24 protein-coding genes are annotated in these 25,185 nt (G+C 37.2%); 16 read left to right on the top strand and 8 right to left on the bottom strand.

Annotation, left to right across the window (positions count from 1 at the left end; all coding sequences use genetic code 11):
• The first annotated feature begins 254 nt into the window (after window positions 1-254).
• The 5 genes from ACQ334_RS18580 (at window position 255) to ACQ334_RS18560 (ending at window position 7,224) form a co-directional block, all read left to right on the top strand.
• A complete protein-coding gene (locus tag ACQ334_RS18580; protein ID WP_430989758.1) occupies window positions 255-1,931 on the top strand; it encodes a helix-hairpin-helix domain-containing protein in 1,677 nt (558 codons plus the stop codon).
• 331 nt (window positions 1,932-2,262) lie between these two features.
• Window positions 2,263-4,422 carry a S46 family peptidase gene (locus ACQ334_RS18575; RefSeq protein ID WP_430989757.1) on the top strand — a complete coding sequence of 720 codons (2,160 nt, stop codon included), beginning with the start codon at window positions 2,263-2,265 and terminating at the stop codon, window positions 4,420-4,422.
• Window positions 4,423-4,434: 12 nt separating this feature from the next.
• The gene (locus ACQ334_RS18570) at window positions 4,435-4,926 is read left to right on the top strand and encodes a GNAT family N-acetyltransferase (RefSeq protein WP_430989756.1); all 492 of its coding nucleotides are present in this window, start codon (window positions 4,435-4,437) and stop codon (window positions 4,924-4,926) included.
• Between the two features lie 286 nt (window positions 4,927-5,212).
• Complete coding sequence (locus tag ACQ334_RS18565) at window positions 5,213-6,328, top strand: saccharopine dehydrogenase family protein (RefSeq protein WP_430989755.1); 1,116 nt, start codon at window positions 5,213-5,215, stop codon at window positions 6,326-6,328.
• An 86-nt stretch (window positions 6,329-6,414) separates the two neighbouring features.
• Window positions 6,415-7,224 carry a glutaminyl-peptide cyclotransferase gene (locus ACQ334_RS18560; RefSeq protein ID WP_430989754.1) on the top strand — a complete coding sequence of 270 codons (810 nt, stop codon included), beginning with the start codon at window positions 6,415-6,417 and terminating at the stop codon, window positions 7,222-7,224.
• Between the two features lie 59 nt (window positions 7,225-7,283).
• On the opposite strand, the gene ACQ334_RS18555 is transcribed toward ACQ334_RS18560, so the two are convergent.
• The 5 genes from ACQ334_RS18555 to ACQ334_RS18535 form a co-directional block, all read right to left on the bottom strand.
• Window positions 7,284-8,171 carry a class I SAM-dependent methyltransferase gene (locus ACQ334_RS18555; RefSeq protein ID WP_430989753.1) on the bottom strand — a complete coding sequence of 296 codons (888 nt, stop codon included), beginning with the start codon at window positions 8,169-8,171 and terminating at the stop codon, window positions 7,284-7,286.
• Window positions 8,172-8,182: 11 nt separating this feature from the next.
• Window positions 8,183-8,707 (bottom strand): signal peptidase II, encoded by a 525-nt coding sequence (gene lspA / locus ACQ334_RS18550; RefSeq protein WP_430989752.1) that lies wholly within the window; start codon window positions 8,705-8,707, stop codon window positions 8,183-8,185.
• Window positions 8,708-9,313, bottom strand: coding sequence for a hypothetical protein (locus tag ACQ334_RS18545; RefSeq protein ID WP_430989751.1), 606 nt, complete (start codon window positions 9,311-9,313; stop codon window positions 8,708-8,710).
• 260 nt (window positions 9,314-9,573) lie between these two features.
• Entirely contained in the window at window positions 9,574-11,283 is a 1,710-nt protein-coding gene (locus ACQ334_RS18540) for a hypothetical protein (RefSeq protein ID WP_430989750.1), read from the bottom strand.
• Window positions 11,284-11,327: 44 nt separating this feature from the next.
• Entirely contained in the window at window positions 11,328-14,372 is a 3,045-nt protein-coding gene (locus ACQ334_RS18535) for a tetratricopeptide repeat protein (protein WP_430989749.1), read from the bottom strand.
• 191 nt (window positions 14,373-14,563) lie between these two features.
• Between ACQ334_RS18535 and ACQ334_RS18530 the strand changes: the two genes are divergently transcribed.
• From ACQ334_RS18530 to ACQ334_RS18520, 3 genes are read left to right on the top strand one after another with little or no spacing between them, the layout of a single operon-like run.
• Entirely contained in the window at window positions 14,564-14,971 is a 408-nt protein-coding gene (locus ACQ334_RS18530) for a DoxX family protein (RefSeq protein WP_430989748.1), read from the top strand.
• Window positions 14,972-14,981: 10 nt separating this feature from the next.
• On the top strand, window positions 14,982-15,557 hold the full coding sequence (locus ACQ334_RS18525; RefSeq protein ID WP_430989747.1) for a hypothetical protein: 576 nt from the start codon (window positions 14,982-14,984) through the stop codon (window positions 15,555-15,557).
• Window positions 15,558-15,561: 4 nt separating this feature from the next.
• On the top strand, window positions 15,562-15,969 hold the full coding sequence (locus tag ACQ334_RS18520) for an acyl-CoA thioesterase (RefSeq protein ID WP_430989746.1): 408 nt from the start codon (window positions 15,562-15,564) through the stop codon (window positions 15,967-15,969).
• A gap of 1 nt (window position 15,970) precedes the next feature.
• Here the strand turns inward: ACQ334_RS18520 and ACQ334_RS18515 are convergent, their stop codons facing one another.
• Genes ACQ334_RS18515 through dacB form a run of 3 tightly spaced genes read right to left on the bottom strand, consistent with a single transcriptional unit; the run spans window position 15,971 to window position 18,624 of the window.
• On the bottom strand, window positions 15,971-16,714 hold the full coding sequence (locus ACQ334_RS18515; RefSeq protein ID WP_430989745.1) for a hypothetical protein: 744 nt from the start codon (window positions 16,712-16,714) through the stop codon (window positions 15,971-15,973).
• Between the two features lie 32 nt (window positions 16,715-16,746).
• Window positions 16,747-17,181: a DUF6526 family protein gene (locus tag ACQ334_RS18510; RefSeq protein WP_430989744.1), complete on the bottom strand. Its 435-nt coding sequence runs from the start codon at window positions 17,179-17,181 to the stop codon at window positions 16,747-16,749.
• Window positions 17,182-17,217: 36 nt separating this feature from the next.
• Window positions 17,218-18,624 carry a D-alanyl-D-alanine carboxypeptidase/D-alanyl-D-alanine endopeptidase gene (gene dacB, locus ACQ334_RS18505; protein ID WP_430989743.1) on the bottom strand — a complete coding sequence of 469 codons (1,407 nt, stop codon included), beginning with the start codon at window positions 18,622-18,624 and terminating at the stop codon, window positions 17,218-17,220.
• 47 nt (window positions 18,625-18,671) lie between these two features.
• Between dacB and ACQ334_RS18500 the strand changes: the two genes are divergently transcribed.
• The 8 genes from ACQ334_RS18500 (at window position 18,672) to ACQ334_RS18465 (ending at window position 25,131) form a co-directional block, all read left to right on the top strand.
• Window positions 18,672-19,259 (top strand): Uma2 family endonuclease, encoded by a 588-nt coding sequence (locus tag ACQ334_RS18500; RefSeq protein WP_430989742.1) that lies wholly within the window; start codon window positions 18,672-18,674, stop codon window positions 19,257-19,259.
• A 37-nt stretch (window positions 19,260-19,296) separates the two neighbouring features.
• Window positions 19,297-20,544 carry a CinA family nicotinamide mononucleotide deamidase-related protein gene (locus ACQ334_RS18495; RefSeq protein ID WP_430989741.1) on the top strand — a complete coding sequence of 416 codons (1,248 nt, stop codon included), beginning with the start codon at window positions 19,297-19,299 and terminating at the stop codon, window positions 20,542-20,544.
• A gap of 314 nt (window positions 20,545-20,858) precedes the next feature.
• Window positions 20,859-22,241 carry a dihydrolipoamide acetyltransferase family protein gene (locus ACQ334_RS18490; RefSeq protein ID WP_430989740.1) on the top strand — a complete coding sequence of 461 codons (1,383 nt, stop codon included), beginning with the start codon at window positions 20,859-20,861 and terminating at the stop codon, window positions 22,239-22,241.
• 266 nt (window positions 22,242-22,507) lie between these two features.
• A complete protein-coding gene (locus ACQ334_RS18485) occupies window positions 22,508-22,879 on the top strand; it encodes a hypothetical protein (protein WP_430989739.1) in 372 nt (123 codons plus the stop codon).
• A 222-nt stretch (window positions 22,880-23,101) separates the two neighbouring features.
• Entirely contained in the window at window positions 23,102-23,590 is a 489-nt protein-coding gene (locus ACQ334_RS18480; RefSeq protein WP_430989738.1) for a hypothetical protein, read from the top strand.
• Between the two features lie 86 nt (window positions 23,591-23,676).
• Window positions 23,677-24,087 carry a contact-dependent growth inhibition system immunity protein gene (locus ACQ334_RS18475; protein ID WP_430989737.1) on the top strand — a complete coding sequence of 137 codons (411 nt, stop codon included), beginning with the start codon at window positions 23,677-23,679 and terminating at the stop codon, window positions 24,085-24,087.
• Between the two features lie 4 nt (window positions 24,088-24,091).
• Window positions 24,092-24,841: a hypothetical protein gene (locus tag ACQ334_RS18470; protein ID WP_430989736.1), complete on the top strand. Its 750-nt coding sequence runs from the start codon at window positions 24,092-24,094 to the stop codon at window positions 24,839-24,841.
• Window positions 24,841-25,131, top strand: a complete 291-nt coding sequence (locus tag ACQ334_RS18465) for a hypothetical protein (RefSeq protein WP_430989735.1) — start codon at window positions 24,841-24,843, stop codon at window positions 25,129-25,131. The genes ACQ334_RS18470 and ACQ334_RS18465 overlap by 1 nt, the downstream gene beginning before the upstream one ends.
• Window positions 25,132-25,185 lie beyond the last annotated feature (54 nt).

The raw sequence follows: 25,185 nt of genomic DNA, 5'->3' as shown, positions 1-25,185 counted from the left end.
CCTTTCTGACACTACATTACAGCAGATGCCATTTTTGCTCATTCACTTTCTGTTAAAACAAGCAATGCAAATATTTTTTATTTTTTTACAATCACTTGCGGTGAAATAAATTTTGCTTTACAAGTTGTTTTTATTTTTCTGCAATTCACTTGATGCAATATTTTTTGTGACCTGTTATAAAAATTATAACCGGAATTTTCCCGATTTTCAAAAATCAGCGGCTCCCCTATTTTTGATTTTATTACTTTTGAAACATGGATAATTACCAAATAGCGGAAAATTTTTCCCTTTTAAGCAAATTAATGGACATACATGGCGAAAATAGTTTTAAGGCAAAAACTTATGCTATTGCGGCCTATCATGTTGAAAATTTAACAGAGCAATTAAGTAATACACCGGTTGAAAAAATTCCGGTGATAAAAGGTATTGGTGAATCAACAGGAAAAAAAATTATTGAATTATTAGAAACCGGGGAGTTAAAAGTATTGCAGGAAATGATCAGTAAAACACCGCCGGGTGTTATTGAATTACTGAACATAAAAGGCATCGGGCCAAAAAAAATTCATACCATATGGAAAGAGATGGAAATAGAAAGCATTGGCGAATTATTATATGCCTGCCAGGAAAACCGTTTGAAATTATACAAAGGCTTTGGTGAAAAAACGCAACAGAACATTATTGAAACAATTGAATATTATTTACACAACCAGGGCAGCTATTTATATCCACAGGTAGAAGCTGTAGTGCCGCAGATCATTGCTTATTTAGAAAAATTATTCTCACCAGAAAATGTTTTTATTACCGGCGCTTTTAAAAGGCAGGTGGAAATTATAGATGAACTGGAATTTGTGGTGAATAGTACCAATGAATTGATAAAACCAAAGTTTGTAAGTGCTAATCCACCGGAATTATTAGAAGAAAAGCCCGATAGTTTACTCTATAAATTATTAAACGGCCTCCGTTTAAGGTTGTACACAGGTACAGCAAACTTTCAACAACGCATTTTTGCCACCAGTGGTAGTGCTGAGTTTACGGCTGTTTTTGAAGAGCAATTCCCCTCCATTGATTATTCCAAAGGAGAAAAAGCCATATTTGAGCAGGCGAAAATCAGTTTTATTCCTCCTTGTTTAAGAGAAACTGCAGCTATTATTGAAAAGGCAAAAGCAATTACTATCCCTGATCTTATCCAGCCCGGCGATATCAAAGGTATCATTCACAGCCATAGTAACTGGAGTGATGGTAGTTATACTTTAGAAGAAATGGCCAAAGCGGCTAAGGAAAAGGGCTTTGAATACCTGGTGATCAGTGATCACAGCAAGAGTGCTTTTTACGCACAGGGTTTAAATGAAGAAAGAATTGCAGCACAACAACAATACGTTAATGAACTGAATGATAAAATCACCGGCTTTAAAATTTTTAAAAGTATTGAATGCGATATTTTAAATGATGGCAGCCTGGATTATACCAATACTATTCTCTCTACATTTGATTTAGTAATAGTGTCTGTACACAGCAATTTAAAAATGAGTGAAGAGAAAGCGATGCTGCGTTTACTGAACGCTATTGAAAATCCTTACACTACCATTCTCGGACACATGACGGGACGATTGTTATTAAGCCGTAAAGGTTATCCTGTTGATCATAAAAAAATTATTGATGCCTGCGCTGCCAATCATGTGGCTATCGAACTGAATGCCCACCCGAGCCGCCTGGATATTGACTGGCGCCATATTGATTATGCACTGCAAAAAAATGTGTTGATCTCTATCGATCCCGATGCTCATACTATTGAGGGTTTTGATGATATCCGTTATGGTGTGTTGGCTGCACAAAAAGCAATGGTGACTAAAGAACAGAATTTAAGCAGCTTTGGATTAAAAGAGTTTGAAAGTTATCTGGAGAAAGTGAGAGGATTAAAAGGGTTAAGGTAAATAACTCCAAGGGTGAGTCACCTCTTAAAAGGTGACTCACCCGGCTATAATAAAAAACTGCAATAGTAGCTATACCCTTTTTACTCCACTTTTATAATTGCTACAGTATTTATTTTTCGGCGGCACTTTAATCGGGGTGAGCCACCTTTTAAGAGGTGACCCACCCGGCTACAATAAAAAAACTGCAATAGTAGCTATACCCTTTTTACTTCACCTTTATAATTGCTACAGTAATTGTTTTTCTGCAACACTTTAATCGGGGTGAGTCACCTTTTAAGAGGTGCCCCACCCCAACAAACATTTCCCTACATTTGTTTCTTAAATTGCATTTATGAAAAAATACTTTCTACTGTTTATTGTTACGCTTTCTTTTGTTGCTAAAAGTTTTGCCGATGAAGGCATGTGGTTGCCGCAATTACTGGCAACACTGAATGAAAAAGAAATGAAGAAGATGGGCATGAAGATCAGTGCTGCTGACATTTATAATATCAGTAAAGGAAGTTTAAAAGATGCGATTGTAAGCTTTGGCGGCTTTTGTACTGCCGAAGTAATTTCTGATAAAGGTTTACTACTCACCAATCACCATTGCGGTTTTGATGCCGTACAAAATCATTCTTCTATACAAAACAATTATATCCGTGATGGGTTTTGGGCTTACAATAACGGACAGGAATTACAAAACCCCGGCTTGTTTGCTACTTTCATTATAAGTATTAATGAAGTAACAGTACCAATACTAAATGGTGTTACTGCGGGCATGAGCGAAAGAGAAAGACAAAGTACTATTGATAAAAATATCAATGAATTTAAAAAGACGGTACAAAAAGAAAGCTACCAGGATATTTTGATCCGCCCTTTTTTTGATGGCAATAAATATTTTATTTTCATTACCGAAACTTACAAAGATGTTCGCCTGGTAGGTGCGCCACCTTCTTCTATTGGCAATTTTGGAAAAGATACCGATAACTGGATGTGGCCAAGACATACCGGCGATTTCAGTATGTTCCGCATTTATGCAGGTAAGGACAATAAGCCTGCAGATTATTCTCCGGATAATGTGCCCTACAAACCAAAACGCAGTTTAAGCATTTCATTAGACGGTATGAAGGAAGGTGATTTTACTATGGTGTTTGGTTTTCCCGGAAGAACGATGGAGTATTTACCTTCTGCAGCAGTAGCGCAAACGATGACTGTAAGTGACCCTGCAAAAATTGGTATCCGTGAAAAAGCATTGCAGGTACTCAATAGTTTTATGCGTAAAGATGAACAGATAAAAATTCAGTATGCCGCAAAATATGCTACTATAGAAAATGCCTATAAAAAATGGAAAGGCGAAGTACTCGGTTTGAAAGCATCTAATGCTGTTGGCAAAAAACAAGAACTGGAAGCTGGCTTTGAAAAAATTGTTTTATTGCAACCCGCCATGAATGCCGGTTATGTTGACCTGTTAAAAAAATTAAACCAGGCTTATGCAGACATTGAGCCTTTTGGTTATGCCCGTGATTACTATAATGAGATCATTCCCAAAATAGAATTGTTTACAATTGCCACCAATGCTATTGCTGCTGTAACCGCATCCGGCAAAGACGATGCTACCTACAAAAAAACATTAACTGATGTAAATGAAAAACTAGACGGGTTATTTGGTGAATACAATGCTACAGTAGATCAAAAACTTTTTGAAGTGTTGATGGAAATGTATGTGAAAGATCAAAAAGAAGAAAACGTATCTCCACTACTGAAAAAAATGCTGGCAGAAAATGGCAACTCCTTTGCAGCATTGGCAAAAGCCGTTTACAGCCAGACTGTATTGACAGATCCGGTTAAACTTAAAAATTTATTAACCGGAATTGCTACCGGCGGTACGCAATCTGTAACTACTGATGTTGCTGCGGCTCTATATGCAGATATTTTAAAAACCTATGTTGCTAATGTATCTCCCGGGCTGAATGAATTACAGGCAAACATCAATCAGTTGCAACGTACTTATATGCAGGCACAGATGGATGTGTTTACAAAGAAAGTTTTTTACCCCGATGCCAACAGTACTTTACGTTTAACTTATGGCAATGTAAAAGGTTACAATGCAAGAGATGCAGTTAAATATGATTTCTATACTTATCTGGATGGTGTAATGGAAAAATACAAACCCGGAGATTATGAATTTGATGTGCCACAAAAATTAATTGACCTGTACAATAAAAAAGATTTTGGCCCTTACGGTGTTAATGGTCGTCAGCCGGTATGTTTTATTGCCGCTAATCACACTACAGGTGGTAATAGCGGTAGCCCTGCATTGGATGGTTATGGTAATTTAGTGGGCTTAAATTTTGACAGGGTTTGGGAGGGTACGATGAGTGATATTAATTACGATAAAAATATTTGCCGCAATATAATGGTGGACATCCGTTATGTATTATTTATTGTAGACAAATTTGCCGGGGCAAAAAATATTATCAGCGAATTAAAATTAGTGAGTAAGAAAAAATAAATTATTGCATTTATGCAATTCAGAGATGCCATACAAAATGATCTGGTCACCATCGTAGCCATTTACAACTCAACTGTTGAAGGCCGCATGGTAACTGCTGATACCGATCCTGTGTCGGTAGAAAGCAGGCAGCAATGGTTTGATGAACATACTGCTGATAAACATCCGTTGTGGATGGTGGAAGATGATAATGGCAATACCATTGGCTGGGTAAGCTTCCAGGCATTTTACGGAAGGCCGGCTTATGATGGCACTGCAGAGATCAGCATTTATCTCGATCCGGCACAAAGAGGAAAAGGTTATGGCAAAAAAATATTACAATATTGTATTGACAATGCCGGCTCATTCGAAATAAATATTTTACTCGGTTTCATCTTTGCCCACAATACACCCAGCCTGCAACTCTTTATGGCATTGGGTTTTGAAGAATGGGGGCATTTAAAAAATATTGCTTTGCTGGATGGCATTGAAAGAAGTGTAAAGATTTTAGGAAAACGGGTGTAACTTTACAGCCGGAATTATAAAAGTAAATTAAGGTTGCTTACAAAAAACTCATACGCACATTTCTACAGGCACTCAGCCTACATTTCCATTATGATGAATGGAACGTCGCAATCGCTGCAATAAAAATGACAGGAAATACAATTGTTGATCCGCCGCGGCGGACGCCAATGTCGCTCCAAAGAATTACTCATTTCGTTACAAAAAACACTTGAAGCAAGAGCTTCAAAATACACAATCATTACGAAAAGACTTGAAGCCGGAGCTTCAAGGTACAAAAACATATTTTATGCAAATAGCAATATTAGGTGCCGGCATGGTAGGTCGTGCCATGGCAATTGATGTAGTAAAAAATTATTCCGTTACTTCTTTTGATGTAAGTGAACAGTCATTACAATTATTACAACAAAAAAGCAAACTGATCACTACTGTGCAAACAGATTTGAGTGACTACGACAACTACAAAAATTTACTACAGGGTTTTGATTTCGTGATCAGCGCTGTGCCCGGCTTTATGGGGTATAAAACTTTAGAAGCCATCATCAACGCCAAAAAAAATGTAGTGGACATTTCTTTTTTTCCTGAAGATGCTTTGCAACTGGATGCTTTGGCCAAAGAAAATAGTGTAACCGCAATTGTTGATTGTGGTGTGGCACCGGGTATGAGTAATTTAATTCTAGGTTACCATAACGAGAGAATGAAAATTGACAGTTTTGAATGCATGGTAGGCGGCTTACCGAAGAGAAGAATTCAACCCTTTGAATACAAAGCCCCCTTCTCTCCCATTGATGTGCTGGAAGAATATACCCGGCCGGCACGCTATGTAGAGAATAGCCATATTGTAACCAAGCCGGCTTTAAGCGATGCTGAATTAATTGACTTCAATAATGTGGGCACATTGGAATCATTTAACACTGATGGCTTGCGGAGTATTTTATTTACGATGAGCCATATTCCCAACATGAAAGAAAAAACCCTGCGTTACCCCGGCCATATCGACCTGATGAAGGGATTAATAAAAGCAGGATTTTTAAATTCAAGCCCTGTTAATTTTAAAGGACAGCAAATTATCCCATTGGAATTTACTTCCAGTTTACTTTTTGATCAATGGAAACTGGGGCCAACCGAAGAGGAGTTTACACTAATGGCCATAACGATAAAAGGCGAAGGCAAAACCATTCATTACGATCTGTATGACGAGTATGATACCATAACAGCAACAAGCAGTATGAGCCGCACTACAGGCTATACCTGCACCGCAGCATTAAATATGCTCATCAATAAATTGTTTACTGCCAAAGGTGTTTTTCCGCCTGAGTTGGTAGGCAATAATGAAAGCTGTTTTAATTTTATACTGGATTACTTACGGCAAAGAAATATTGTGTATACCAAAACAGCGCAATAATAGCTGGCATTTTACAATCTTTTACCAATAAAACTGCAGCAGATCTGCTGCAGTTTGTTACTTTTGCGGATATTATTTAATCAGATATGAAATATATTTTATCCCTGGCGGTAATCATTTTTTTTGCAGCCTGTAATGGAGGTGGAGATAAACAGGATGTTGTTGACCCCGCCCTCGTACCAAAAGTAACACCAAAGATCAGTTACAATATTGTGAATGTATACCCTCACGATACCAGCGCCTTCACCGAAGGCTTGCAAATTTACAATGGAAAATTCTATGAAGGAACTGGTATGGAACAGGAATCTACTTTACGTATCGCAGACATTAAAACCGGTAAGGTAGAAAAGAAACATTTTTATACCGACACGGCTATATTCGGAGAAGGCATACAGGTATTCAAAGGAAAAATATACCAGCTTACCTGGAAGAATCATATCGTATATGTTTACGATGAAAACAATATCGATAAGCCTATCAAAACATTTCAATGGCCTTACGAAGGATGGGGCATGACCAATAATGGTACTGACCTGATCATCAGCGATGGCAGTGCCAACCTTTATTTTGTAGATGCCGAAACCTTTAAAGTAAAAAGTACTATTGCTGTAACAGAAGATGGAAAATCCGTTGATTCAATCAACGAATTAGAATATGTCAATGGATTTATTTATGCCAATGTTTGGCAAACTGATGATATTGTAAAGATCGATCCGGCAAACGGGCAAATTGTTGGTAAAATGGAATTGCCTGATCTTAAAGAAAAATATTTTCCTAAAGAAATTGTAGATCAGCGAACAGATGTATTGAATGGTATTGCTTACGATAGCACTACTAAAAAAATGTACATTACCGGTAAGCGCTGGCCGAAAATGTTTGAGATTTCGTTTAACTAATCAAATGCTTTTCAATACTAAAGAAGTCAACTTTTAAAAAGTTGACTTCTTTGTTTAAACTACTTACTGATAACGTAGATCACCGAACTGCATTTTGTTTTATCACCCATTGCTTTTAAGTTAGAGATCAATCCGTTCCAGAATGCTTTGATGATATTGCCTTTCCCGTTTTTATATTGTTCACTGAGCATACTCACATAAAAACTATCATACCACATCGGCCTGATAGTGGTAAGTTTCAAATTATAAGTGCTAAGCAATACTTTCATTGAAGCCGGCGAAAAATGATAAAGATGCCTGGGCACATCATAAGCCGCCCAAAACTCTTTATAGATATCTGCATCTTTAGAAGTATAATTTGGTACTGCAATAAATATCTTTCCCTGCGGTGTAATCAGCTCAGCTAATTGTTTGATGTACGCATGTAACTCGTGCACATGTTCCAGCACATGCCACATAGTGATAGCGTGATATGAGGCAGGCTTTAATTGAAATAATTGTTCCGGCGATTGCGGATTAATGCTATACAATTCTGCAGCTTTTTTTCTTGCTGTATCATCCGGCTCTAAACCGGTAATGCCCCAGCCTGCCGTTTTCATCGTATTTAAAAAGGCGCCGGTACCGCAACCAATGTCCAGTATCTCTCCTTTTGTCATACCTACCTGGCCGATGATCAACGCTTTCTTTTTATCAAGCGTACGTTTTCTTACGGCATGATATAAAGTATTAACGAAACCTTTTTTTGTATCGCTGTGAGAAATATAATTATCCGATTGATAATAAGGCCCGATAGCATTTTGTTCCGGTACATCCTGTGTAAACCTTGCTGTACAGGCATTACAATGCCATACAGCAAATTCTTTTTGAGAAACAGTATAATCTTTTGCTGTTAACGCAGGAGCAATATTTTGAGAAGAACAAACAGGACAGTTAGTATAATGGATCATGAAGAAAGACTTTATGGTGCAGGTAGTTCGTTAGAAGTAATAGTTGGTGTATTTCTTTTATCATTAAAAAACAAGAGTAATCCGATAACACCTGCAGTTACACAAATATCAGCCACATTAAAAATTCCTGTGCGTATATTGCCAATACCGAGATTCATGAAATCGGTTACATGCCGGTCGAATACTATTCTGTCGATAATATTTCCAACGCCGCCGGAAAAAACAAGGGCGATAGAAAATATTTTCATCGTGCCCATTTGCTGCAGGTTTTTTATAGTGTAGATAAACAATCCCAATAATACTGCTAAAGGTAAAATACTCAGTAACCAAAAACTTACCGCCTTAGGCAGGTCATCTCCCAAACTTAAAGCAGCCCCGGTATTTTCAACGTATTGCAATCTTACTGTATCATTCAGATAAGTAATGGCTTGCTTATCTTTTAAATGTTCTTTAGCAAGATCTTTTGTTAACCTGTCGCAGCCAATAAAAGCCAGGCAGCAGGTACAGAACATTACTATTTTAGTCCACTTTTTCATTTATTGAATAGGGGTTGTATTTCCTCCGAATGCAGAGGCTGTTTTATCCATAGTTAAATAATACAATAAACCCAGTATAGCAAATGTTCCTAACACAATGGCCCAAACCCACCAGCGACTTGATTTTTCCGGAGTTTCGTTAAAATATTCCGTCATTACGGTATTGGTGGTTTCTTTATCACCTACTAATATCTGGTGTTCTGCCTGCGGATGTATTACCCGTTCTGCTTTTACCGGTTGCAAAAAAACAGCAGGTAACTGGCTGGATTTAAAATTGATGTTGCCTGAAGAATCAGTGAAAAAATTACCTACTCCATCCAATATTGCAGGTTTATTGCTAATGGCTGCCGCTTTAAGGTTATTACAAAACTGCCCCAATGCATCTATCGTATTTAAAACCGTACTATTAGTTTTTGAAGCTACATAATCCAGCAAATTGCTGGCATCATTTTCTTTGGCCTCAAAAATAATTCTTGGCAGCGGCGCTTTAATTGTTGTGTTTAAAAAATCTGATTCTGCCTTACCTGCCACTACAGATAAAATACCCAGGCCCGGCAAAGGGCAGGTTTTATTTTGAAAAAGATATGAAGCGATTAACTGGTGCATAACATTTGGGGTTGTGCAAAGGTATGACGGAAAATCGAATGTCCAAAGCGATGGCTTTAGAGGCTAAAAGTTGAATTTCCTGGGATATTTTGAGCAGTTAAGAAATAATCAATACTCAATGTTCAATGCACAATAATCAATAAAAATGCATAGCGTTACATTTTCAACAGTTTTTTAAAATTGAAGCAATAAAATACTGCTGTATTTCATTGGAAATTGAACATTGAGCGTTGAACATTGAACATTTTTCCTTATTTCCATTAGAAAGTAATCCTCACCCCTCCCAGCACGTTCAGTCCATACACTTCGTAATTATGCCAGCGTTCGTATTTATTGTTGAGGATATTATTCACATCCAGCCATGCACTGAACATTTTATTTACTTTAAATTCCATTCCTGCACTTAAATCAGTGCCGCCATTAAATGATTTGGTGCTATTCCCTTTGGCAATGTAATTACCACCCCCAAACATATAAAAATCACCTTTCAGCAATACCTGTTTAAATGCCCACCAACGCAGTGAACTGGTCAGCTCCATTGGTATGGTATTCCATGCTTTACCATTATTATTAAAGCCGGTATAACCATTTAATGTAAGCCCGGTGGTTAAGGTAAACCTATCCTGGTTAATATAACTCAGGTCGCCATGAATACGCAGGTTATTGCCTTTGCCTTCAAATACTGTTTTAAATGCTTTGTTATCGGTTGCGGTATCATTAATAAACAATGGAAAGTTAGTATAACTGATAAAGCCTGCTTTAGCACTAAAATTAAAGTGTTTGCCCATGGTTGCCTTTATGCCACCATAATACTCAATTTCTTTAGTGTTGGTTTGAGATGCAATGGTTTTTAAATAAGGATTGATGGCTGAAAGGTTACGGAAAGTATTTTTAGTGTATGTTCCTACCCAGCCTGCCTGTATCATGAAAACTTTTTCTTTCACCTGTGCCTCTGCATACACATTCGGTAACCACACAAAATTTCCATTATCCCAGGTTGGTGTAATGCCTGCATTAATGCTGAACCTTGGCGATGCAAAAGCCAATGCCGGTGCTACCTGGAAAACATTGTTGCTGATCTTTACATTGCTGGTAAGATCTTTTGTAGTGTAAGAAGTGATGTCTGCCTTGCCTTCTACTTTTATTGACATCGCTTCACCAAATTGTTTTTCTATTGGCGCACTTACAATTAAAGAACTTTCACTTAACCTGTTTTTATTAGTGAAGATATTTACCTGCACATTGGGATTGTACTTAATGCCAAAATCACCTACAGTGGTATTTCTTATGCCTGCCTTTAGTGTTATATCCTGGTACTGATTGCGGATACTGTCTTTTTTATAATTATATAAAGTATGATCGTAGCCATATAAGTAAGTATCATGCTGGCTGATATTCACACTGGCATACGCTTCATTCTTCTCCATAAAATAACTGCCCGTTCCTTTAAGGTTCAGCTGAGAATAATCCTGGTATTTTATTTTTCCTTTAGAAGAAATATAATCTGCATATAAATTCAATAAACTTGTTTTGCCATCGCCAAAACTAAAACCTGCGCTTACATAAGGTGTAGAAAAATTACCAAAACCAAGTTTCAGGTAATTTCTTAATCCTAAATTCAGATTAGTATCCTGCTGTAATGCCAAAGGTTTTAAAGTAATGGGCTGATAAGAATAAAATAAATTCTGTGCCGGTACAGTATAATTCATTTTAGGTTTGCTTGTATCGGCATTTAAATGCGATGCCGAAAAATTTATTTTCACCGCATTACGCAATACCGGTTTGTATGCCGATGTAATATCGATAGTAGTTCCTTTTTTAGTGGTGTCCTTTTGGGCAGAAACCGAAACAGACAACAGGCAACAGGCAATAGACAATATACCTGTAATACAAAGCATTTTGCCTTTTCTTCTATTGAATATTGAACATTGAACATTAAACATTAAATATTTTTTTGCTTGCCTTTTCATTCTTATTATTTTAACTTCTTTTAATTTTGTTGCGAACCCGATTCCTAATTACCTGTTATTTTACTCCCTGCCTTTTCTTCCTCCGTTGCTTTATCCAGTTTCTGCTGTGCTTCATTTTTCAATTCAGGGATCACAGAATTTTTAGCCACACTTTCGTAAGTAGCTTTAGCATTGAAATAATCTTTCTGCTGCATGAAAATATCGCCCAGTAAAATATAGGATTTAGTTACCCAATAATCGTAAGAACCGGTTTCTTTAATTACAGCCATTGCTGATTTTTCTGCTGCGGCCAGGTTATTAGAAGTAAACTGGCAGTTGGCAATTTCATACCTGGCTTCCGCACCCCATGCTGCCTTGTTGATAGCCGCACAAGATTTAAATGAAGCAATAGCTGCAGCACAATCACCACCCAGTTGCTGCGATTTACCTAATACTAAAAAGGCAATTGATTTATCATCTGTGCTGATACCTTTTTTAGTAAGTAATGTTTTTGCTGTTTCATTCGCCTTAGAATAATCCTTCAACAGGTACTGACATCTTACCAACCCTCTTAAAGCTTCTAAAATATTATCCTGGTTGGCAGTACCACTCAATAATGATTCAAAGAATCTTTTTGCCTCTGCATAATTCTTCAATTCAAAATAATTGATCCTTGCTGCTTCTAATGTTGCTTTCTCAAAATAACGGTTCAGGCCTTTTGCATTTACGTAGTTATACCCTGTAAGAGCATTTTGAAAATCCTTATTCTTATTATAACATTCACTGCGGAAATAATTTGCTTCCAAAGCAAAAGAACCGTTAGGGTATTGCGATAAATAGTTATTGAAGCCAGTTATTGCGGCGCCGCAATCATTAGCATTGTATTTTAATTCCGCTGAAGTATAGGTTAATGAATCAGCTTCACTTACCGAAATGTTCTTACCATTCTTACGCATCAGTTCCACATATTCATTCGGCTTGCCATCTTCTACATAAATACTTTTGATATTATCCAGCGCTTCATCTGCTTCAGGTGATTGCGGATATTTCTGAATCAAGGTTTGATAATTGGTCAGCGCATCTTTATTATTATCGATATTGTAATAACTCAAGCCTAATTTTAAATAAGCCGTTGGTTTTAATCCCCCTGCATCAGGCATCGTTAAAATATTATTCAGGTAAGGAATCGCATCCCTGAATTTTTCATCGGCCATATAGGTATTAGCTATTTCCATGGTAACATCAGGCACCAAACCACTTTGCGGATATAATCTTGTAAGTGTATTAAGCGTTTTAATTTTATCTGCAGAGCTTTTTACACCAGCGATCATTGCTTTTTGAAAATAAGCATAATCACTTTGCGGCAATGCATTGCTGATCACATTATCATACATACCGTTGGCTTTTGAAAAATCACGGTTCATAAAATAACAATCTGCGCTGCGTACATACGCATCTTGTTCCATTGCAGGAGAAGTTACTGTTACTGATTTTGTAACCTGCTCAAAATAATTTAATGCCTGTTTGTAGTTTTCTTTCTTCATCCAGCTATAGCCTAAATTATACCGGGCCGCCTGTGGTGTTGCTTCACCCTGTGATGGTGCACTGCTCTGTAAATAAGCCGTCATGTATTTAATGGCTTCATCAAATTTCTGGTTGCGTAAGGCTATTTCTCCTTTCCAGAAATTTGCGTAAGGCAGTATCGGGCCTGCGTATTGATCAGCTAATACTTTAGTCAATAATTCATCGGCCCTTATTATTTGCTGATCGTTAACATATTCCACAGCTTTACCAAATAAAATTCTCGGATATACTTTTTGCATGGCTACTGTTGGTTTGCCCAGCGATTCATACAAGGTTAATGCATCAGAAAAATTATTGGTGTTTGCCAAAAGCCCTACTAATAATTCTTTGGCTTCTGTTTCGTAATCTGAATTAGGATAATCGTTGAGGAATTTTTTCAGTTCATTTAAAGCTATATCCTGGTAACCTAATTCGTAAGATAATTTAGCATAAATAAAACGGGATACTTCCTGTTGCTTTGCGTTGCTGTTATTATATGCACAATACTGAAAAGCGTTTCTTGCATTGGCTTTTTGCCCGGTTCTTAAATAACAATCCCCCAGCAGGTACATACTGTTTTGCCCCATCGAATCTTTTTGATTACTCAATTGTTTAAATCCGTCTATAGCTTTTTGTAATTGATTATCCTGGTAGTAACAGTAGCTTACTTCGTACAATACTTCTTTATCAACTTTGTCAGTATTGTTTACATAATATTCCAAAAGCGGTAATGCTTTTCCAAATTCCTTTTTCTCAAAATGCAATTGCCCCATCAGCAATTTCATTTCTTTTTCATAATATAAAGTGCCTCCCCTGGCCAATACACTTTCTCCATAGCGCAATGATTCTTCCTTCTTGCCCTGGAAATAATAGATCTCGGCAATATAATAAGGCACCACGCCTTTGTATTCTTCTCTCGTCTCTACTAATTTAAAAGATTTTAAAGCTTCGTTATATTGTTTATCGTAATAGCTGATGAAACCATAATAATAATTTGCAGGAAAATAATATTTATTACCCGGCAACTGGTGTATCTCATCAAACAAAGGTTTGGCTTCTTCAAATTGCTTTAAATTAAAATAGCAGTAGGCTCTTTCAAATTTTGCATCGGCAATTTCTTCGTTACTGAGGTTATCCAATCCTGCTCTTTCGTAATATGTTATAGCATTGCTAAAATCTTCTTTTGTAAAATAAAACTTTGCCAGGTGATAGCTCATCAGCTGCCTGCGGGGCTCATTGCTCACCACATCGATATAGCGTTTGGCTTCGTCTTCTGCAACAGGTTGCACCAGTTTCAATTCGCAAACGGTATAAAAATAACTGATATCGTCGTTAAGATATGTATGGTTGCTGATGCTGTTATCCGGGTACTGTTCCTTCAGTTCTTTAAACAGCGGATAAGCCAGTGCGAACTGCTCTTTTACAAACAATTCCTTAGCATCTTTATATTTTTTTTCTGAATCGGTAACCGCATTAGTGGGTTGTGCAACTGCTGTAAAATAAAGCCCGGCAGTAAGTAGCAGGGCGATGAGTTTGTGTTTTATCATGTCGGTAAATTCAGGCTTTTTGCCAATTGTAAAATTAACTATAATGCCAGTTATGCAAACACCGTTCCAAGTTTATTGTGAATAAGTGGATAACTGTTATATGCTAAACGAATGTATTTTTGTTTCGCTGTTAAGGATTTTGTAAAATTGTCAACTAAAAAATTCGATAACCTTAAAACTAAAAAAAGAAAATGAAAAAATTACTTTCTACAAAGTATTCTGCAGGGGCTTTCAGCACTGCAATGTTAGTGCTCCGTTTAGCTGCCGGCATTTTAATGCTGCTGCATGGCTATGATAAACTGATGCATTTTGCCCATTACAAAAATGATTTTATGAATTTTATGGGCATTGGCAGTACCCTGAGTTTGGCACTGGCGGTTTTTGCAGAATTCTTTTGCTCACTGTTTTTAATTTTAGGATTGTTTACACGCCTTGCAACTATTCCATTGATCATTGTTACCTGTGTGATCATTTTTAAGGTTGATCATGGGCATATATCTGCAGATAATGAAAAAGTAGTGTTGTTTCTTTGCAGCTATATTGTTTTACTCCTGGTTGGCCCGGGCAGAGTAAGTGTGGATAGTATGATTGGAAAATAAAAAATAATTCATGAAAAATAGTGACCCCATTCAGTTAGCCATACTCATCATCGCATTGCTGGTAGGTTATAATGCAGTAGAAACAGTGCCGTACTTTTTATGGGTTTTATACCGCTGGTTTGAACAGGGCCTGACTTTGGCGGGTGATTTTTATACTGTAACCCTTAATTTATTCTACCTTATTTTTTACATTACTGTGGCAACAGTTTTAATTAGAAGGTCAAAAACTATTGCACAGAAAATTGCTTCGGGAATATCTTTTTCCAATGAAATTAAAATTGTTTTAAAAAAAGAAGACGTATTGTATGTAACGTTTGTAGCCATGGGTGCTTATATTTTAACTACAAGGTTACCGAAGTTATTGATAAAACTGTACGAACACATCAAAGAAAGAAATCAGTCAATATCTTACGAAGGCCCCAATCTTATTTTACCCAAAGAAAGTATCCCTGAATTTCTGATCACTATCATCCTGGCAACTACAATGCTGGTATATGCCAAAACAATAACAGAATTTCTTGTAAGACAAATTAAGGAAGATACAGCCGTTGATACAATTGGCGATAATCTTGAAGAAATGAAGTAAAATTATGTTTGTAACCGAAACACAAATACGCATTCACTATGCCCTCACCGACCAGATGAGCATGGTGTATTATGGCCACTATGCACAGTTTTACGAGATCGGCCGTACAGAAGCCATACGACAGTTGGGCTATACCTATAAAGAGATTGAAGCACTAGGCATTATTATGCCGGTAGTGGATATACACAGCCGTTTTTTAAGGCCTGCCAAATATGATGACCTCATCACTATTAAAACCACGTTGAGGGAAATGCCTGCTCATCATAAAATTGTTTTTTATGCCGAAATTTATAATGAGCAGGATGAATTACTGAATACCGGCGAAGTAACTTTATTTTTTATTGATGCCAAAACTATGAAGCGTTGCGAAATGCCGGAAGTACTTAAAGAAAAATTGAAACATTATTTCTAACCTATTTCTTAGCCATTATTTTTTTATACAAAGAAAAATTTACACCAATTGCTGTTGCAGTTTGTGTAATTTTTTTTGACCATGGCGTTACATAAAAACTAATCGGGAATAAACCCAGCCGCATTCCATACCCTTTAGCAAAATGAATATCCATGTCTAAATAAGGTTCAATACGCAACAGGTAACTATTGATATCATTGTTATAAGAATTGTTGATGGCACTCAATTGCGTACTGTTTGGCCTGAAATAATTTGTATCAGGAGTGGCAACTGTTGTAGCGGCAATTTTAAAACTATTGATCAATCGTAATCCTGCAAATAAAGTAACCGTGCGATTATCGCTGTTTGATAAGCGATATTCGAAGCCCAGCGGCACATTAATATATTGGCTGCTAGATCTTACTTTTGTGAGGTAAGCGGTATCTTTATAAGTGGCAAATGGTATAAACAACAATATAAAATCACCGGCATTAAACTTACTCATCGAAAAGTGGCGCTGGCTAAATCCCACACCTGCTGATAATCTTAATCTTTCATTGCGTAAAGAAAAAAAACTCTGGAGATCGATATTAACTTCATCTCCAAAGCTCAGCTTATTCCTGTTACGAGGAAATACCATAGAATCGCTGGTGTGAGAATAAGGATCAAAAAAAGCGCCTGTTATCAATGCTGTGCGTTCGTATTTTATTTGTGCTGCAGCATGCAATGAACAACCAATCAGCAAGCATAATAAAAAAGATTTCATAAGAGCAAAGTTTATTTTTATCTGTCACAAAATTACACCCTGTTATTATCGGCCTTCCAGTTGGTGATGGCCATTTTAATTTGTTTGGCAGAAAGGTTTTCATCCACCGCTTTTTTAGCCAGTGCTACAAATTCATTATCACCTGCAAAACGTAGAGCGATGATCTGGCCCATACGCAGCCTGCTGTCAAAAGTTTTTCCGGTAGCAATATAATAGCGGAAATTTTCTTCGGCACGAATAGCCCTGTCCTGCGCTTTTAATGCAAATGCCCTTGCAAACCAGAGTGCCAAAACCAAAGCCACAGATAATGATACCATTGCAGCAGCATGCAGGCGTCCGCTGCCATCGCCGATGGTTTTAAACAAATGTATCACACTGCTAACCAATGGAAATATTGCCGCAGGAAATGCTACAAAATGAAATAAGGGAACATAGCGGGAATGATTTTTAAAATTTTGTTCTGACATAATACTTTAGTTTAGGTTGATTGTGTATCGATAAAGCTACTTTAAAATATCCAGTACCTTCCACATTTTTTCCCTCACGGTTCCGGGATTTCCATCAAAATTATTGACGATAAAAGAGAAGGTATATTCTTCACCCGACCTGCTTTTTACATAACCCGTATAACTTCTTACGCCATTGATATAACCATCTTTCATTTTAATGCCGTTGATCTCCGGCAGATCGTAATAAAAAGAAGCAAACCATTTTTGCTTTTGGGCATATTGCATTACTGTAACCAATGCATTTGTGGTAACCCTGTTAGCGGGCGATAGTCCGCTGCCATCAATAATATTTAATGCTGATTTTTCTATACCATTTTTATTCCAGAAATCTTTGATGATGGCAATGCCGGTATCGGTGGAACCAGATTTTGTTTTTTCGTAAGCAATGGTTTTTACAAAAGCTTCGCCATATAAATTCACACTCTTTTTTAAAAACCAGTAGTTGATGCTATCAAGTGTTGGAGAATAGTATGTGTATAATAAAGAATCAAAACCTATTTCCCGGGGCAAGTGTGAAATGAAGTTAGTTTCCCCATCGACTTCAATAAATGAATAATCCAGGTTAATTTTTAAAGCTCTTTCTCTAAAATCATTTACAAATAAATTAAATCCATTTTGCTGGGCACCGGATATAGTAAATGTTTTTTCAGATAGAGGAATTGTTCCTCTTAAAACATTCAGTTTACTATTACTACCTAAATAAATATAAGCATTATCTCCTGTTCCTCTTTCAGCAGTTTTTAATTCATTGATCCATTTATGATACCTGCCTAAATCCGAACTCACTACTTTTACTTTATCTCCAACCTTTTGCCCAGATTGTAAAATAATGCTGTATTGATTTTCATTCCAGTTAAAAGAACTTGCTCCTGCTCCATAATAATTTCCAATATCTTCCCAAACCCAGCCATCAGGAATACTTTGTGAGCCCCATTTGGTATCATCAACTACAATGGATTTAAAGCTCCTGATATTTTTTTTACGTAAGAATTGTGTCATAGCTGTAAAAAATCCTTCAGGCGTAGTACTGTTATAACGCCAGCTTCCTAAAGTTGGATCCCCATACCCTACAATATGAATATCGCCTGTTATTAAAGTGTCCACAATTTTACCACTATACCCAATATCAGTTTTGTATTTATACTCCTTCCCCAGCAATTCAAAAGCACTAACACTCGTTACCACTTTCTGGCAACTCGCCGGTGCCAAACCAATTTGTGCATTCCTGTCAAAAATAACTTTACCGGTTTTGCTGTCCACTACATACATGCTTAGTATGGCATGTTTAAACTGGGCATCGTTTTCAAGGCCTTTAATTGCAGCAGTTAACCGGGCATCAATATTTTGCGCCTGTATGTTTGAACAAATGCAAACCAGCAGTGTTATCATCAGCCATTTCATGAGCAAATAAATTTATTTGTCAAAACTAAAAGATTTAAATTTGATGCATGGAAAATAAAGTAGAGGAGCCTGCGCTACAATATAATTTTTATTCCTTGCAGGAATATTGGGAAATTGAAGAAAGTACAGAAAATAAAAACGAATACTATAACGGCAACCTTGTGGTAATGCAGGGTGCTTCATTAAACCATAATCAAATTGTAATGAACCTGGCTGGCAATCTGTCTTCGAAGGTAAAAAGTAATGATTGCAAAATGTTCGTAAACGACCTTAGGTTAAGTATTTCTTCGGCCAATGCGTATGTCTATCCTGATGCAATGATAATATGTGGAGAGCCGGAATTGACTGAAGATAAATTTGATACGGTAAAAAACCCATCAGTAATATTTGAGGTTATTTCCAAATCAACCGAAGCTAACGACCGCAGAAAATTCTTTTATTATATGCAGATGGCAAATGTAAAAGAAATCATCATGATCAATTCTTACGAGCTGGTAAAAGTAGAAGTTGGTGTTAAACAGGAAAATGGCAGTTGGCAAATTACCACCTACACTTCTTTGCAGGATGAAATAAAATTATCAGTGATTGATGAACAAATTTCTCTTGCAGATATTTATGAAAATGTATCTTTTTAATAAACTATTCCCCTTATTTTATCTTTCTTTTTAAATTATGATCAAAGCAACCATCATCACCATTGGCGATGAACTTTTAATAGGCCAGGTGATAGATACCAACAGCGCCTGGATGGCACAGGAATTAAACAAAGCCGGCATACCTGTTGTAAGGCGTTTGGCTGTAGGCGATGTATGGGATGAAATATGGAGCGCCTTAGATGAAGAAAGCAAACATGCAGATATTATTTTGATCACCGGTGGCCTTGGCCCCACTGCTGATGATATTACCAAACCATTATTGTGCAAATATTTTGGCGGCAAATTAATTATTGATGAAGGCGCTAAACAAAACGTCATCGATATTTTTACCCGGCTAAACAGGCCCATGATCGAAAGAAATTTATTGCAGGCCGAAGTATCAGATGTGTGTACCGTTATTCAGAATAAAAGAGGTACTGCACCTGGTATGCTTTTTAACAAAGAAGGAAAAATATACGTAAGCATGCCCGGCGTACCCAATGAAATGAAAGGCATGATGGAAGATGATGTGATCCCATCCCTGGTAAAACAATTTGAACTGCCGGTTATTATTCACCGTACTTTATTAACTGCCGGTGTGGGAGAGAGTTTTTTAGCAGACCTCATTCAGAATTTTGAAACTGCATTACCATCGCATATTAAGTTAGCGTACTTACCTAATTACGGCATGGTGCGTTTGCGTTTATCAACCTCAGGTTTTGATAAAGCCGCAACAGAAAAAGAAATTGATGCACAATTTGGGCAACTGCAATCATTAGTAAAAGAATACCTCGTTACCAATATTGATGAACTCATGGAACAGGTAGTAGGCAAATTACTCTTGCAAAAAAATCAAACCATGTGTACTGCCGAAAGTTGTACCGGCGGTTATATTGCCCACCTGCTTACTTCAATCCCCGGTTCATCAGCATTTTATGATGGCAGCGTGGTGAGTTATTCTTATGGCGCCAAAGAAGACCTGCTCAATGTTAATCATCAGACCCTGTTAACTAAAGGTGCAGTGAGTGAAGAAGTGGTGACCGAAATGGCTAAAGGCGCTTTGCAGAATATTAAATCTGATTACGTGATAGCGGTGAGTGGTATTATGGGGCCTGGTGGTGGCCTGCCCGAAAAACCTGTAGGCACTGCCTGGGTTGCTATCGGCAATGCCGAAAAAATTATTGCTCAAAAACTCTTTTTCCGTTTCGACAGGGCGAGGAATATACAATTAACCGCAGTTACTGCACTAAACCTCTTGCGCAAATTTATTCTGGAGAACGGCTAAAGCCGTTTTTCTTTTGCCACAGATGACACAGATTACACAAATTATTATTCTACATTTTGGCTAATCTTTTTGAATTATTAAAATAAGAAGGAGTGTAAGTAGGATAAAATATTCCCCGTCTTTTCTGTGTAATTTGTGTAATCTGTGGCTAACTCTTGCTGCTTAGCAGCAACCCTGCCTCCCATTTTATCCGTGTAATCTGTGGCTAACTTCTCCTGCGTTTTATTCGTGTAAATTTGTGTCATTCGTGGCAAACCATTTTTGCTTACTTTTGCCCTTGCCAGAACAACGATTGTTAACACTTAAACCATTTTATGAGTGTAGTAGATTTAATTATGCCAAAGCTTGGCGAAAGCATTATGGAAGCCACCATTTTAAAGTGGCACAAAAAACCCGGTGACACGGTAAAGCAGGACGAGACTGTTTTAGACATTGCCACTGATAAAGTGGATAGTGAGGTTCCCTCTACTGCCGAAGGTGTAATTGAAACCATTTTATTTAATGAAAATGATGTGGTGCCCATTGGTACCGTAATTGCCACCATACGTGTGGGCGCCAATGCAGCAGTGTCTGCTACGCAGCCAGCAGCACCTGTAACACAGCCGCAATACGAAGAAGCTAAACTGGTGGAAGAAATTCCCTTTGTGCCTGCTAACACCATGCCTGCAACAGGCAACGGACAAAGCAGTGATAACAAAATAAAATTCTATTCTCCTTTAGTATTGAATATTGCACAGCAGGAAGGTATCAGCATGACGGAATTGGAAAATATTCCTGGTACGGGCCAGGAAGGCAGGGTGAGCAAAAAAGATATTTTAGCGTACGTGGCAGGAAGAGGAAGTGGAAGCTACAAGCCACAAGCTGCAAGTCAGCCTTCGCAGGAAGTTACGGTTCTGCCAACAAACAACAACCAACCAGTAACGAACAACCAACAACGACCCGCTACCAACGATCAACCTGCATTTCAACCACCCACTGTGTATAACGGTAATGTAGAAATTATTGAAATGGACCGCATGCGTAAGCTCATCAGCAAGCATATGACGGACAGCAAGCATACCAGTGCTCATGTAACCAGCTTTGCAGAATGTGATGTTACCGGCCTGGTAATGTGGAGAGAAAAAGTGAAGAAGGATTTTGAAAAAAGAGAAGGCGAAAAAATTACTTTCACACCATTATTTATAGAAGCTATTGTAAAGTGTATTAAAAAATACCCCATGCTCAGCAGCAGTGTGGATGGCGATAAGATCATCATTAAAAAAGACCTTAACATTGGTATGGCTACTGCCCTGCCCAGTGGCAACCTGATTGTACCGGTAATAAAAAATGCCGACCAGTTAAATTTAACCGGCCTTACCAAACAGGTGAATGGCCTTGCCAATGCTGCCCGTAACAACAAATTAAAACCTGATGATACCACCGGTGGCACTTTTACTTTAACCAATGTAGGTACATTCGGAAGCATTATGGGTACCCCCATCATCAATCAACCGCAGGTAGCCATTATGGCCGTAGGTGCCATTAAAAAACGCCCCATGGTTATTGAAACACCGCAAGGCGACAGTATTGCTATCCGCCATATGATGTACATTTCTCTCAGTTACGACCATAGAATTATTGATGGTGCATTGGGAAGTACCTTCTTAAATGCAGTGAGCAAAGAGCTGGAGAACTTTGATGTACACCGCAGCATATAAATGATTTTGGATTTGTGATGTTGGATTTATGATTTTTTGCGCAAGATATTGATTGGAAATTAAAGCGGGTTACTGCGATGATTTCCAATTTTTTTATCTACTTTGATGAATTAATGAATATAGCTTTGTGTTGGTGAGGATTTGTTCATTTTTGATTAAGCTGTCAAATGATTAGTGAACAAGAGTTGCGTAAATACAATAGTTGCACGCAGTTTGCTAGACCAATCACAATTTTTTTTGATTAATTAGCCTTGAAATCCCTGTATATGAAAAAATATTTCTTAGTTTTTGTAATACTTTGTTATCAAAATTTATTTTCGCAAACTTCTAAGCAACAAAGCATTGACTCTTCCCGCTTTTATATAAATTTTATGTCTACTCAATATAAACCGGCTATTGCTAATATTTATATATCTGGTGGGCTGCCAAATGTGTTTAGTCAAACCTTTTACATCCCAAACAATGCCTTCATGTGGTTTAGATGCGACTCAGCCAATCCCTGTAGAGTTAATGTTGATGGTGCCTACAATGAGCTCAACGCTTTACTTGCAAATAGACAATTTAATAATGGAGATAGTATTATCGTAAACATGGATAATAAGTCAATAGCAGTTATAAATAGAAAAAAAGACAAGTAACCAAAAAACCGCATACAACAGGTGGTTTAGCAAAATTGGGGCTGGACAAATTTAGCTTCAGCATTTTATCATTATCATTATTGGCTCAGGCAGACACAACATCACCAGACATTAAATCAAACATCGACTTTTAATTGTAAATTTAGAAGACGTCCGGGGGAACGTTTTCCAAAACCCCAACTTCGCTAAGCCCCGAACGTTGCCTATAAGCCTTTATGAAGTATGCCTAAATTAAAAAGAGAATTTCTACCATTTATTGCAGTTATCGTTATTCTAGTTGTCGGATACTTTCGGTGTAATAAATGGTATGATAAATTAAGTAGCAAAGAACGAAGATTGACAATTGCTAATGTTTATGAGACATTTACTATAAAGTCAAGTCGTTACTATAAATACATTTATAAAGTAGGGAATAATTTCTATTCTGAATCGACAAGCGGAACAAATGTTCAGCATGATGGTGATTCTCTTAAATTACAAACCTTTATGGTAGTATATTATTTGCCAGATCCGACAATTCATACGGTCATTTGGAGCTATAAATTTAAAACAGTAATTCAGCTTGGGAAAGAAATCGATACACTTGCAATCAATAATAACTTGATAAAAAGACATACCATTGATTGGGATGGCTTAAGTCCTAAATCTGATATTAACGACAAAGATGAAATTAATAAGTATGAAAGATTTCTCAGGACACACTTACAATAGGCATGCTCCCAATATGAAATGTCTAAAAAATAACCCCTTATTAAAAGTTATATAAAAATACAAAAAACTCTACCCGATATTAAGAAATGAACCTCCCCCACAACTGGCAACAAAAAACACTGGAAACCTTAGAAAATAAAAACTGGGGCGACCCCGATGAAGCACCCACGGGCCTCGTAAAAAGATGTTTGCAGTTAAGAAGAAAGCCTTTAGATACATTTACTATTGAAGACCTTCGTAGCATGATCGGGCAACAAATCGGATTGCCTTACCTGATACCACTTGCCATAGAGCAGTTAAAAGAAAATCTGTTTGCAGAAGGTGATCTGTATGAAGGTGATCTTTTACACAGTGTATTAAAAGTTGATACTGTTTTCTGGAATGACAATGAAGCATACTGGCAACAAGTGAATGTATTGATACAACCAAAACTACAAGAGATAGCAGAAGAAAAATTTGATACTGTAAAATTTTACCATTGTAAATATGCCCGTTAATAAAATGAAACGCCTTCTGTTTTTATTGTACTCTTCTTTACTGGTGCTTGCCACCGGATGCCTCGACCTTACCAATGGTAGCGACTCACCGGGAAAATATACGGAGCTATCAAAAGTATTTTGTCCTGATAGCTCAAAATATTTATTGACTTACCGCTATGAGCAAGGGGCATGGGATGGTGGCCGTGTTTCGCTTACTGCTGTACTTCACAAAACAGATTCGTTAAAGGCTGCTCACTATTCATTAACCAGTTTAGATTTTGACAAGGTCTATTGGAAAGGCAATGACACGGTTATAGTGGAAGAAAAATATTCTGACTTTATCAGCGAAGGAAAATCAAAATTGAAAGACACTTTAGTTAATGGTATTGCTATTAAAATTATTCAACGGGATCCGATTGATACTTCATACCAGCGAAAAATTATTTCCAGGGAAACATCACCCGATAATTTATCTGAACTGCTGGTGTATCGCTATATAAAACCATCTGAACGTTATCATTATAACCTGTTGAACATTTCAGTCATCAATAAAGGCGACAGTATTCCTAAGTATGGCAATTTCTATATTTCCAGATACGATTTTGATTGCTTCAATGATATTCGCTGGGATAGTACCAATGCGTTAGATATAAAAGTTTCCAGCAGTTGTTATTATGCTTTTGCTGATTACCTGGTGAAGAATAAACCGGCAGTAAAATTTACAGTAAAAAGTGATGATGAAGTAAAAGGAAATATAAATCAGGCACAATAATGAAAAAATATTTCACCATATTGGCATTAACGATTATTGTTTTTGTAGTTTCCACGATGGCTGCTGCTACAATTGAAACGCCATTTGATGGCAATGATACTTATGGTTTTCCTGTAACGTTTTACCAAAAATTCAGTGGCATGTGCGACCCCTGCCCACCCAACCCATCGGAGATAAACTTTTGGAACTTGTGTATTGATATTGTTTTTTGTTTTTTAACAGCGTTGGTTATATGGCTGCCAGGCAATTATGTACTAACCAAATGGCGGGCAAGAAAACAGACTACCTGAAAATTTAACTTGCACTAAAAGTATCTGCTATTATTAATCCGGCGATAATTTTTT

The organism is Ferruginibacter sp. SUN106 (assembly GCF_050611765.1).
Taxonomy (GTDB): domain Bacteria; phylum Bacteroidota; class Bacteroidia; order Chitinophagales; family Chitinophagaceae; genus Ferruginibacter.
Note: the sequence above shows the minus strand (reverse complement) of the source record. Positions and strands in the feature narration are given on the sequence as shown.

Bases quoted from the DNA above. Each gene is read 5' to 3' on its own strand.
- ACQ334_RS18580 (WP_430989758.1), top strand. From the start codon at position 255: ATGGATAATTACCAAATAGCGGAAAATTTTTCCCTTTTAAGCAAATTA.
- ACQ334_RS18575 (WP_430989757.1), top strand. From the start codon at position 2,263: ATGAAAAAATACTTTCTACTGTTTATTGTTACGCTTTCTTTTGTTGCT.
- ACQ334_RS18570 (WP_430989756.1), top strand. From the start codon at position 4,435: ATGCAATTCAGAGATGCCATACAAAATGATCTGGTCACCATCGTAGCC.
- ACQ334_RS18565 (WP_430989755.1), top strand. From the start codon at position 5,213: ATGCAAATAGCAATATTAGGTGCCGGCATGGTAGGTCGTGCCATGGCA.
- ACQ334_RS18560 (WP_430989754.1), top strand. From the start codon at position 6,415: ATGAAATATATTTTATCCCTGGCGGTAATCATTTTTTTTGCAGCCTGT.
- ACQ334_RS18555 (WP_430989753.1), bottom strand. From the start codon at position 8,171: ATGATCCATTATACTAACTGTCCTGTTTGTTCTTCTCAAAATATTGCT.
- lspA (WP_430989752.1), bottom strand. From the start codon at position 8,707: ATGAAAAAGTGGACTAAAATAGTAATGTTCTGTACCTGCTGCCTGGCT.
- ACQ334_RS18545 (WP_430989751.1), bottom strand. From the start codon at position 9,313: ATGCACCAGTTAATCGCTTCATATCTTTTTCAAAATAAAACCTGCCCT.
- ACQ334_RS18540 (WP_430989750.1), bottom strand. From the start codon at position 11,283: ATGAAAAGGCAAGCAAAAAAATATTTAATGTTTAATGTTCAATGTTCA.
- ACQ334_RS18535 (WP_430989749.1), bottom strand. From the start codon at position 14,372: ATGATAAAACACAAACTCATCGCCCTGCTACTTACTGCCGGGCTTTAT.
- ACQ334_RS18530 (WP_430989748.1), top strand. From the start codon at position 14,564: ATGAAAAAATTACTTTCTACAAAGTATTCTGCAGGGGCTTTCAGCACT.
- ACQ334_RS18525 (WP_430989747.1), top strand. From the start codon at position 14,982: ATGAAAAATAGTGACCCCATTCAGTTAGCCATACTCATCATCGCATTG.
- ACQ334_RS18520 (WP_430989746.1), top strand. From the start codon at position 15,562: ATGTTTGTAACCGAAACACAAATACGCATTCACTATGCCCTCACCGAC.
- ACQ334_RS18515 (WP_430989745.1), bottom strand. From the start codon at position 16,714: ATGAAATCTTTTTTATTATGCTTGCTGATTGGTTGTTCATTGCATGCT.
- ACQ334_RS18510 (WP_430989744.1), bottom strand. From the start codon at position 17,181: ATGTCAGAACAAAATTTTAAAAATCATTCCCGCTATGTTCCCTTATTT.
- dacB (WP_430989743.1), bottom strand. From the start codon at position 18,624: ATGAAATGGCTGATGATAACACTGCTGGTTTGCATTTGTTCAAACATA.
- ACQ334_RS18500 (WP_430989742.1), top strand. From the start codon at position 18,672: ATGGAAAATAAAGTAGAGGAGCCTGCGCTACAATATAATTTTTATTCC.
- ACQ334_RS18495 (WP_430989741.1), top strand. From the start codon at position 19,297: ATGATCAAAGCAACCATCATCACCATTGGCGATGAACTTTTAATAGGC.
- ACQ334_RS18490 (WP_430989740.1), top strand. From the start codon at position 20,859: ATGAGTGTAGTAGATTTAATTATGCCAAAGCTTGGCGAAAGCATTATG.
- ACQ334_RS18485 (WP_430989739.1), top strand. From the start codon at position 22,508: ATGAAAAAATATTTCTTAGTTTTTGTAATACTTTGTTATCAAAATTTA.
- ACQ334_RS18480 (WP_430989738.1), top strand. From the start codon at position 23,102: ATGCCTAAATTAAAAAGAGAATTTCTACCATTTATTGCAGTTATCGTT.
- ACQ334_RS18475 (WP_430989737.1), top strand. From the start codon at position 23,677: ATGAACCTCCCCCACAACTGGCAACAAAAAACACTGGAAACCTTAGAA.
- ACQ334_RS18470 (WP_430989736.1), top strand. From the start codon at position 24,092: ATGAAACGCCTTCTGTTTTTATTGTACTCTTCTTTACTGGTGCTTGCC.
- ACQ334_RS18465 (WP_430989735.1), top strand. From the start codon at position 24,841: ATGAAAAAATATTTCACCATATTGGCATTAACGATTATTGTTTTTGTA.